The organism is Brevundimonas sp. RM1, from assembly GCF_052907225.1.
Map to the genome: position 1 here is coordinate 1 of NZ_JBRERY010000036.1, position 11,066 is coordinate 11,066.

General features: G+C 64.9%; 7 protein-coding genes. All 7 read right to left on the reverse strand.

Annotated elements, in window-relative coordinates:
* Positions 1-212: 212 nt before the first annotated feature.
* Positions 213-1,352 carry an HlyD family type I secretion periplasmic adaptor subunit gene (locus ACU5AP_RS15420; protein WP_446681471.1) on the reverse strand — a complete coding sequence of 380 codons (1,140 nt, stop codon included), beginning with the start codon at positions 1,350-1,352 and terminating at the stop codon, positions 213-215.
* Positions 1,349-3,505: a type I secretion system permease/ATPase gene (locus ACU5AP_RS15425; protein WP_446681472.1), complete on the reverse strand. Its 2,157-nt coding sequence runs from the start codon at positions 3,503-3,505 to the stop codon at positions 1,349-1,351. The genes ACU5AP_RS15420 and ACU5AP_RS15425 overlap by 4 nt, the downstream gene beginning before the upstream one ends.
* 473 nt (positions 3,506-3,978) lie before the next feature.
* On the reverse strand, positions 3,979-5,616 hold the full coding sequence (locus tag ACU5AP_RS15430) for an alkaline phosphatase D family protein (protein ID WP_446681473.1): 1,638 nt from the start codon (positions 5,614-5,616) through the stop codon (positions 3,979-3,981).
* Between the two features lie 83 nt (positions 5,617-5,699).
* Entirely contained in the window at positions 5,700-8,753 is a 3,054-nt protein-coding gene (locus ACU5AP_RS15435) for a TonB-dependent receptor (protein WP_446681474.1), read from the reverse strand.
* A gap of 92 nt (positions 8,754-8,845) precedes the next feature.
* On the reverse strand, positions 8,846-9,934 hold the full coding sequence (locus ACU5AP_RS15440; protein WP_446681475.1) for a hypothetical protein: 1,089 nt from the start codon (positions 9,932-9,934) through the stop codon (positions 8,846-8,848).
* A 344-nt stretch (positions 9,935-10,278) separates the two neighbouring features.
* Positions 10,279-10,668 carry a hypothetical protein gene (locus ACU5AP_RS15445; protein WP_083673971.1) on the reverse strand — a complete coding sequence of 130 codons (390 nt, stop codon included), beginning with the start codon at positions 10,666-10,668 and terminating at the stop codon, positions 10,279-10,281.
* 2 nt (positions 10,669-10,670) lie between these two features.
* On the reverse strand, positions 10,671-11,066 hold a 396-nt coding region (locus ACU5AP_RS15450), incomplete at its 5' end, for a DUF2391 family protein (RefSeq protein ID WP_446681476.1).

The following is an 11,066-nucleotide window of genomic DNA, read 5'->3' on the forward strand; positions in this document are numbered from 1 at the left end:
AGGCCTGGCGGCGTGACTACAATGAGCGGCGACCGCACTCGAAGCTCGGCTGGCTGACGCCGCAGGCCTACGCGCAAGCCCTTGCTGGAAACGCCGGGCGGCCTGCTGCGCTGGTTGACGGCTGCGCAGGCCGCCCTATTGCCAACCCAACCAATCTCTACCCAGATCAACCTCGGACTCTCGTTATGGCTGGATGAGAAACGGGGGTCACGTCAGTAGGCCTCCAGCTTGACGATGGTTTGCAGGCCGGGCCGCACGAAGCCCACGTCGCGGTTCAGGACCAGGGCCTCGACGATCAGGTCCTCTCCGTCCGGGACGATGGTGATCAGGGACTGCCCCGCCTCGGCGACCTCGCCCAGCGTGGTGACCGACACCTCATTGACCACGCCGGCGACCGGGGCCGTGAGGCGTTGCAAAGCCTGACGCTGATCGGCCTTGGTCAGGGTCTCGGCGCGCGTCGCGACCACGGCCTCGGCTTCGGCCTTTTCCCGCGCCGCCTCGGCGCGGAAGGCCTGCTGGGCCTGGATGCGTTCGCGCTCGATCATCGTGGTCTGGGCCTGGGCCTCGGCCTGGCGGTGGCGCTCGGCCGCAAGCTCGCGGCTGAGGGAGATGTAGCGCTCCTCTTGCTCCAGAACGCGCAGGCGCGGGGCCAGGCCGCGGCGCTCCAGCTCCTGGCGAGCGGTCAGCTGCTCGCGGGCCAGCGGCAGGGTCTCCTCATAGCGGGCGACGTTCTCGGCCGAGGTCAGGGCGGCGGAGCGGGCGCCCGCCCGGCGCTGGTCCAGGGCGGACAGATTGGCCAGATGTTCCTGAATGCGCGCCTCGACCACCTGGCGTTCCGCTGCGACCGCAGCCGGGTCGGCGCCCTCTGGGGGCTGGAAGGCGATACGGCCCGAGGCCAGCCAGTTCAGCAGGGCGTCGGCGCGCGCCCGGGTCAGGCGCGCGGTCGCCAGTTCGGATCGCGCGGCGCCGACGTCGGCGTCGGCCACCGTCGGGTCCAGCTCGATCAGGGGCAAGCCGGTCTCGACATGCTGGCCCTCGCGCACATGGATGGCGCGGACGATGCCGCTCTCGGCCGTCTCGACCGTACGCAGTCGGCCGGTGGGGACCAGCCGCCCCTCGCCTACCGCCACTACATCGACATGACTAAAGATCGACCACAGCAGGGCCGTCACGGCGGCGGCGATAATGGTCCAGAGGATGCCGCGACCGATCGGCGACGGCGGGGTCTCGGCGATCTCCAGCGCGGCGGGCAGAAACTCCTTGTCGCGCCATTCCTTGACCCCCGCCCTGCGGCGTTTGCTCTCGGCCGCCCAAGCCTCCTTCAGCACGGACCAGTGTCGCGACAGGCTCATGCCGGTTCTCCCGTCGGGTCGCCATGCATCTGGGTGCGCCACAGCTGGGCGTATCGACCATTGGCCGCCATCAGGGCCTCGTGCGTGCCGACTTCCGTGATCTCGCCATTCTCCATGGTGATGATGCGGTCGGCCATACGGATGGCGGACAGGCGGTGGGCGATGATCATCACCGTGCGGCCCTTGGCGATGGCGCGCATGTTGCGGTGGATGATGGCCTCGGATTCCGCGTCAAGCGCCGAGGTGGCCTCGTCCAGGATGAGGATGCGGGGATTAGTGACCAGGGCGCGGGCGATGGCGATGCGCTGACGCTGACCGCCCGACAGGTTGCTGCCGCGCTCCTCGATCTGGGTGTCGTAGGCCTCGGACAGTTCGAGGATAAAGTCGTGCGCCCCCGCCAGGGTCGCCGCCGCCATCACGCGCTCGGTCGACATGCCGGGATCCGCCAGGGCGATATTGTCGCGCACCGAGCGGTTAAACAGCAGGTTCTCCTGCAGGACCACGCCGACCTGACGCCTCAGCCACGCCGGATCGACTAGCGACAGATCCGTACCATCCACCATGACCCGACCGCTCTCGGGCACATAGAGGCGCTGGACCAGCTTGGTCAGGGTGGACTTGCCCGATCCCGAAGGCCCGACGATGCCCAGAACCTCGCCCGGCTTCACCTCCAGCGACACCCTGCGCAGCACCTCGCGACCGCCTGGGTTGTACCGGAAGGTCACGTCGTCAAAGGCGATCGCGCCCTTGATCTGCGGCAGAGCTGAGCGGGTCGCGGAGAACTGCGTCTCCGTCGGGGCGTTCAGCACGTCGCCGAGACGGTCCACGCCGACGCGGGCCTCCTGAAACTGCTGCCACAGGCCCGCCAGACGCAACACAGGCTCGGCCACCCGACCCGCCAGCATGTTGAAGGCGACCAGTTCGCCCACCGTCAGGTTGCCCCCGATGACCAGCTTGGCCCCGACATAGAGGATCAGGGCGGTAGAGATCTTGCTGACCAGTTGGATGGCCTGTCCGCCCCAGATATTCAGCTTGGCGGCCTTGAAGCCCGCCTTGACGTAGGCCGCCAGCAGACGCTCCCAGCGGTTCTGCATCTGCGGCTCGACCGCCGCCGCCTTCAGCGTCTGCACGCCCGTGACGCTCTCGACCAGAAAGGCCTGGCTCTCGGCGCCGCGCTGGAACCGTTCCTCGATCCGCCGCCGCAGCGGCGGCGTGATGATGAAGCAGATGATGGCGTAGAGGACGATGGTCCCCGCCACGATGGCGAAGAGGAGGGGCGAGTAGAACCACATCACCACCAGGAAGATGACGGTGAACAACAGGTCCACGAACAGGGTCACCGACGAGGACGTCAGGAACTCCCGGATGGTCTCCAGTTCCCTCACCCGGGCGATGGTGTCCCCGACGCGCCGGGATTCAAAATAGGCCAGCGGCAGGTTGAGCAGGTGGCGATAGAGCTTGGCGCCCAGTTCGACATCGACCCGACTGGTCGTATGGGAAAACACGTAGGCGCGCAGACCACCGAGGAAGCTCTCGAACACCACGACCGTGATCAGGCCGATGGCCAGAACATCCAGCGTCGTCAGGCCCTGGTGGACCAGCACCTTGTCGATGACGACCTGGAAAATCATGGGCGTCGCGAGGGCGAAGAGTTGTAGCGCCAACGAAGCGGCGAGAACATCGCCCAGCATCCAGCGATACTTGACAAGGGCTGGGATAAACCAAGTCACGTCGAACTTGGTTTGGGCTGCGACCGAAAGGCGCGTCGTGACCAGAATAGCCCGGCCGGACCACATCTGCTCAAACTCGGGAAGCGCCAGGGCCGTCGGGGCTGCACCTGGACGTTGTATCAGGACCTGTCCATCCCGAATCGCGCCGATGATGAAATAGTCGCCAGATCGATCCTTTCCGATCGCCGGGAGGGGCGCGCGTTCCAAGCCTTCAAGTTCGAGCGTGACCGCTCGCGCCTTAGCCTCCATCCGTTTCGCAAGAAGGACGAGATCGGTATCATCTGCAGGCCTTCCATGGCCCAGGGCGTGTCGCAACTGGGCCTGGTCGGAAGGAATCTGATGGAAGGCCAGCAGGGTCGCCAGGCACGAAAGGCCGCTGTCAGCGGCAGGCGTTTCGCCTGCCTGTTCGCTCGCAGAACTCACGCTGGAATACCCCCGCTACTCGCGTACGGCGGGTATCCAACTCTTTACACGACTGCAAGTGAAATAACGGCGAAACGCAAAATGCTTGTAAAGATGAACGGGGAAAATACCGACCCAAAAGCGCAAGCGTTTGCCACAGATAAGTCATTTTTCTAGCACTCCGATATCCGACGATGTGCTGAAAATACCCCCGCCGCTGTGCTGCGAGCCGAAAGCTGGCTCTCCTACCCAGGATGCGCCAAGAACGGTCATGCGGACTCTGTCCTAAACTCGACAATCCGCGCGTGAGCTGGAGGTCCGCTGTCAGGCCTGATGCCTATTTCGCAAACCAACCCTTGTGCGACGTTTGCCGGACTCGCTTCAGAGCCCGCCCCATGAAGCTGGCGTGGCCTCGAAAGCAACCCTGTTACCGGAACCTGTCGTGCGGGGATACCCTGCAGCGCCACCTCTATGCGCGGAAGACCTGCAAACTATCAGGCGAGAAAGAAGCGTCGCCGTCCTTTCTGAACCGCCATCCGATGCACGCTGGCGACGGCCGTGCTGCGCGCCTTGATCGTGTCCATGAAGATCCACTCGCCGCTGACGCGCCCGGGGGTGATATCGATCATCATGTAGCCCCGCCCGCTGGTCTGGGCCCAGGCCATCTCTGGGTTAGCAGCGACGAAGGACCGGGCAGCGACCGACGGAGCCACGCCGAGTTGCCGCTCGATGCCGTTGGAGGTCACAGCCTGACCGGCGAACTCCACCCCCGCGGGGCGGCCGTCCTCGGAAAGGGAATAGGCCCAGGCGTTGTGGCTGTCGCCGGACAGCAAGACCAGATCGGCGTCCGCCGCCTGCGCCGCCCTTAGGAAGCGGGAGCGCGCCGCCGGATAACCGTCCCAGCGATCCATCCACATGGGCAGGCCGACCCGGCCCGCCCGTGTAGCGTTGACGAAGGAGCGGACGGCGCCCTCGCTCAGGTCTGGGCGCGGCCAGCTGACGGCGTCCTGGGGCATGACGGTGCGGCCCATGATGGTGCCCATGCCGACCACCTGCCAACCCGTGTTCCGGGCGTTAATCCGCAGTTCGCGCGCCAGCCAGGCCTCCTGGGTCGAGCCCAGCATGGTGGCCGAGGCGTCCTGCCACACGCCGTCGCGGAAGGCAGCCAGCGCCGCTTGGGTTCCCTCGCGGTAGGCCGCGCCGATGTCGGCCTGACGCGTGCGGCCGATCAGGCGCGATTCCGTGCGGTAGAGAGTCGCCAGATCGCCGATCGGATAGGATTTCCAGGGCTCTTCGGAAATCGGCATCCATTCCAGATAGGCTTGGACGGCGGCGGCACGGCGCGTGCTCCAGTCGCCTTCGGTCGCTGGTTGATGGTTCTGGGCGCCGCCCTCCCAACTGTCGTTGGTCGACTCATGATCGTCCCAAACGCAGACCATCGGCGCCGCAGCGTGCAGGGCCTGCAGGTCCGGATCCGCCCGGTAGCAGGCGAAGCGCAGGCGGTAGTCGGCCAGCGTCGCCATCTCATGATCGTGGGCCGGCAGAACCGCGCGCTCGGCGATGCGGTCGTCTACGGCATAGGAGCCTATGCCGTATTCGTAGACGTAGTCGCCGACGTGCAGCCACAGGTCGACGTCGTCGCGCGCTGCCGCATGAGCATAGGCGTTAAACCATCCCATCGGCAGGTTGGAGCAGGAGAACAGGCCGATGCGGAACCGCTCGGTCCGGCCGACCGGCAGGGTCCGCGCCCTGCCCGTCTGCGACATCGACCCATCCGGACCGATGAAGCGATACCAATAGGTCGTGCCGGGGTTCAGCCCGTCCAGGGTGATCTTGGCGGTCCAGTCGCGCCAGGGACCGGTGCGCACCACGCCCCGCGCCGCCACCTGACGAAAGTCGGGATCAAGGGCGATCTCGGCGTCCAGTCGCACTTCGTCGGCGCCGCCCGATAAAGCATAGCGGCTCCACAGCAGCATGGAATCCGGCCCCGGCTCGCCGCTGGCCACACCATGCGTGAACCCGGACGCCCCCAGCAGTTGTTGCGCCAGCGGCGCCCCGCCCGGCAGGGCCAAAGCCGCCAGCCCCAGTCCGCCGCCCATCACCAGCCGCCGCCGGTCAAGCCTCAAGGTCATGGAATGTCCCCTGGAAATGCAATGGATGGCGGCCGCGTCGTCGCATAACGACGCGGCCGCCGGTCTTCAGACGCGCAGGCGGATCAGAAGACGCCCTTAATGCCGATGTTCCACATCGATCCGTAGACCGTGTACTGTTGCACCCGATCACGCTCGTTGGAGTAGATGACGTCCGGCGAGTTGAAGATATTGCGGCCCGCCAGCATCAGATCGAAGCGGTCGTTGAGCTTGTAGTTGACGCTGACGTTCCACAGCTCGCGCGGCGAGTGATACAGGATGCCGTTGTTCGGCGTGGTCGGCGTATTGTTCAGTCCGCTGACCCTATACTTCGACTGCCAGTTGCCGTTCAGCTGGAAATCAAAGCGGCCGATGTTGTAACGGACGCCCCAGTTGGCCGCCTGTTTCGGCGTGCCCTGACGCTCGCCGTCCGGATCCAGATAGGTGACCGAGCCGTGCAGGCCCAGACCGCGCCAGGCGCCCGGCAGGAAGGTCAGTTGCTGGTTATACTCCAGCACCACGCCGCGATTGGTGCTGGTGCCGTCCAGGTTCTGGGCGCTGCGGAAGGTGTAGCCCGCATATTCGGCCGGATCGAAGCCGACGTCTTCCGGGTTCACCGTCATGCCGGTGACCTGCATGTCGTTCATGTCCAGCTGGTACGCGGACAGGCCGATGATGCCCGATGGTTCCAGATAGTATTGCAGGCTGGCGTAATACTTGGTCGACCGCTCCGGCTTCAGTTCGGGATTCGGCACGGTTACGATCATGGTGTCGTCGTTGATCGACACCACCCCGCCTAGATTTCCGTAGTCGGGGCGCAAGATCGCCTGGCTGAAGGAGAACTGGCCGACCAGCTTGTCCGTGAAGTCGTATTTGACGCCGCCGCTCCAGAACCAATCGTCATAATCGCCTTCGCGATCCTGGTAGGTTCCGTTGTTGTACTGGTACATCAGGCCTTCGACGGTGCCGACCGACAGCCCCGCGTCCGTGACTTCCTTGACGGGGCGAATGACGGCGACGCGCGCCGCCGTCTCGGTCTTTTCGTAGCGCAGTCCCAGATCGAAGCGCGCGCGACCGGCGTCGGCCTGGACCTCGCCATAGGCCGAGGTGATGTCTTCCTTGACGCGCTTATTGTTGTCGAGGCGGCGCTTCAGGTTGCCGACCTCGTCCGCCACGAAATACTCGGGGTGGTCGCGATAGATGTCATACATCCCGTAGTGGCTGTCGGCGCGCCAGCCCTGGGCGTTCATATTGCCCGCATCGAAGCCGATCATCTCGAAGCGGTATTTTTGGGTCCACGGAATGACCGCCTCGGCCGCCGTCTGGGTCAGATCGCCGGTCGGGCCGACATATTTGAACTGCTGGTTCGAACCTTCATCCGTACGCCAGTCGTTGCTGCGCGCGCCCAGTCCGCCCATGAGGGTAAAGTGGACATCGCCCATACTCAGGCGTTTCTTCACATCCAGGTTCAACGAATACATGTCGTTGATGGCGTCCGACTCCGCCGTGCGGATGTTGTTGCCGATGGAGATGTCGCGATTGAAGTTCATCGGGTCGCTCCACGAACGGCCCGCCGTCTGACGCAGATACCAGGCGTTCGAGGCCGTGGAGTCGCGCTCCATCTCGAAACCGATCCCCGTCAGGTGGTTGTCGGTGCGCTGGAAGAAACCCTTGCTGGTGTCGCGGAAGTTGAACTCGGCGGAGGAATAGCTGGCGCGCAGCGCCGCTTCCCAGGTCTCGCCCTTATATTCCAGCTTCGGCGCGATCAGATAGGTCGGCGTCCCCGCGTAACGATGCGAATAGCCGGTATGCAAGCGGGTGTTCTTGCCGTCCGGATTGACCACGATGTGCGTGCCGCTCGAGTCAGGCGTCGCATAGGATTTGGTCGAAGTCCCGAACGTCAGATAGGTGTACTGGTTGAAATACTCCACATCATAGAAGGAGTAGTTGCTGCGCAGCGAGAAGATCAGGTCTTCGGTGAACTTGTAATCCAGCGCCAGATTGGCGGCCGTACGGCTGGTCAGCTTCGGACCCGGGCGCCACATGACCTGATAGGGCAGCACCCGGCCGTCGGCCAGATAGGACCAGTCGGTCTGGATGCGATCCTGCTGCACATAATTGGCGTTGTGGCTGGCGCTGAAGGCCACGCCCAGACGGCCGTCCATGAAGACGTCGGCATAGGAGAACTGGGCCGAGGGGTAGAGGCTGGCGTGCTTCTTGTCGTCGGGCATGTAGTGGCGCGACAAGGCCGAGTCCGAGGTCGCCACCCCGCCCAACTGGAAGCGCAGCTGCCGCTCCGGCAGTTGGAAGGCGTATTTGCTGCGCAGGTTGATGCTGCCGCCGGGCGAATCCGCATCCATGCTAGCCAGCAGGGTGTGGTTCAGCTCGATGGTCTCGATGCCGGTGATCGACATCTGCTCGAACGAGTTCTGACGGCCCGAGTTATTGTTCGAGGTGGCCGTGGCCATGCGGGCCCCGTCCATGGTGAAGGTCGAATATTTGGGCGGCAGGCCGCCGATCCGCACCGCGGTGGCGTCGACCTCGGTGTAGTCGATCGACAGGCCCGGCATGGACTTCATGAACTCGCCGACGTCGCCCATGGTCAAAGCGCCGAAATTGTCGGCCGGGACCACGTTCTTGGCGTTCATCGCCACGCGACGCTCCATCAGCGCCTTGGCCTGACCGCCGCGCGCGGCCGTCACCACAATGTCCGAGACCGAGGCCACGTCATCGGCCACGCCATACGACGGCGCTTGCAGTTCGACGTCGACGACTGCCGTCTGGCCCGCACTGACGCCGGCGACCACGCGCGCCTCCTGCAGACCAGCATAACGCACCACCACCACGACCTCGCCGCTCGGCACGCCGCTCAGACGGAAGACGCCGCCGTCCCCCGAATAGGCGACCAGGCTAGTCCCCTCGACCCGAACTTCGGCGTTGCGGAGGTATTCGCCGCTGGCCGTGTCGAACACCCGGCCGCGCAGGGCGCCGGACGCCGCCTGCGACTGGGCCGTCGCTTCGCCAGCCGTTTGCGCGACGGCGGCCTGCGGCGCGACGGTCGCAAAGGCCGCCGCCACCAGCGGATACAGCAACAGGGCTCGCGGGCTGGCGCTGGCGAGGTGACGTGAACGAACTCTCATGGAAACTTACTCGGGAACTGAGGAGGAAAAAAGCGAAAGGATGCGGGCCACCGTGCAGCGACCCGACAGGGAGCTCAGCCGTCAGACATGGTTCAGGGGGTGGAGATCAGTTGCTGACGCTGGTCGGCGTTGACGGGGGCGAACGGCGCCTGCGGATCGCCTGTCCATCGCATCAGGGTGATGTCCGCTGTCTGGGCGCCCTTGCCGCCGGAATTCTCGGCCACATAAAACAGGCCCCGTCCCAGCGGCTGAAACCCGACGTCCGCCTTCCAGCGCCAGCCGCGCACGCCGGTGGCCGGATCTTCCAGACCATCCGCCGCCAGCGGCAACAGCAGACCCTGCTCCCATCCCTCGCTCGATGCAGGAGACACGCCGATCAGATCGCCGCACGCGGGCTGGGCCTGAGCGTCGACAGCGAACAGCAGATAGTTCGGGAAGGCGGACTTGCGACCTTGATAAACGCCCATGAACCACCGGCCTGCTTCGGCGTCATAGGCGAGATTCTGCACGCCATAGGTCGTATTGCCGGTACGAACGAAATACTTACCGTCGACGGCGGCAGGGCCTTCGCGGTGCGGAGCCGCCTCTGACAGCGGACGGGCGTATCGGTCCCAGTCGGCGATATCGTATTGCAGCAGAACCTGATGGTCGTTGTCGGTCCGCGTCACGTCGCCATAGACGCCATAGCCGACGGTCAGCATCACCGGTCCATCGGTGCGCCCGAAGCGCGGGCCGAACGTCACGCCGTCGATGCCCGAGGCGCCGTAGCGATGGTCGCGCGTGTCCGCCGTATCGCCGTCGAACCGTCCGTCGCCGTCCATGTCAGCGGCATAGTCTCTAGCGACTTCGGCCAGATGCACCGTCTGGAACAGGACGCTTTCGCTCGCCTCCACGCCGATGCTGTCCAGTCCGGCGACGTCGATTACGGCGATGTAGAAGGCCTCATCCGCCTTGTACTCCAGTGAGCCGTAGAGCTTGCCGTCAGCGGGGTTGAACGCAAGGTCGCCCAGATGGCCGGTCCAACCGACCAGGGTGCCGATCAGTCGGCCCTCGAGGTCGTATTTGGCCAGAAGATTGGTGAAAGAGTAATAGATATAGCCGCTGTCCAGATCGACGGCGACGCCCTGGACATGGCCGGCATCCCACGTCCCGCCGTTCTGGGTCAGAGGCAGTCGGGCCAAGGCCTGTCGGTCGACCTCGTTGGCTATCGTGGCCAACGCGTGGCCGGGAGCCAAGACAACCGGAGCCGCGGCCGCCAGCGCCATGCTCGCAGCGACCATTGGAACGGTCGCACGCCGCAAAACACCAAACTTCATCCTTACCTGCCCCCTTGCGACGGCGACGGGGTCTAGGTCGAGTTCATGATCGATCGCTCACGCTTCAGCTACATTGGCGCTAAGTTTGAATGACGTTAATTTTGGGATTGGTGCGCAAACGGACAGACCATGCAAAACCCGTCGCGACCGAACATCCGTACCCACAGCGTAGGACGATTTCCTCATTCACCGCACCATCGTTCGGCGTGTCAGGGTTCCGACCATCCCTGCACGCGAAGGGTCGCAATAGGTCTTTGCGGGCCTGAAAAAACCAGGCTGGCCTTCTTCTCTCCCCGACCGGGCACGTAGTCGAGCGAAGCCCCTGAGCGTTCTTCGCCGACTTGGCCCTCGATGTCCACGGCGGCGGCGGCGAGGTCGCCCTGGTTGGAGACCACGACGTCGACCACCCATCCGCCGGACGAAGGTCGAACCGCCTCGCTTCTGATCATCAGCGCCGCCGGTGAGGGAACTGAAAAGGCTGCTCGCGCCAGTACGCCCGCCGCGCCGAGCGTGATGAGCAGCCCAACCAGGGCGCAGGCGCACTGCAGCCGCGACACGCCCTTCTTTCCTGTCTTCTTCTGTTGCTCCTTGGCCGTCACGGCTACACTAGAAGCCGCGCGGCCGAGGCCCCGATCGCCGCCGGAAAGGCGAGGATCACGACATTGGCCATAAGCGCCTGGAGCCCATGGCCGTCCGCTCCGCCGAACACCCACAACATGGCGAGGCTGGCCAGCAGGCACAGGGCGTAGCCCGGCAGGGTGAAGTCGAAGAAAGCCCGAACCGGCGTTTCCGCCTCCTCCTGCCCAGCGAAACCCGCCTCGAAGACGATCAGGTGCAGTAGGATCACCGACAGGACGAGCACGCCCAGCGCGCCCAGCGGCGTGGTCATATAGGCGATCAGCCGCATCTCCTCGGTCGGGGCCAGGTTCATAGCGAAGTAGAGGGCGCCGGCCAACATCAGGAACAGCTCGCCCGGATAGGAGGCCTCATCCTCATC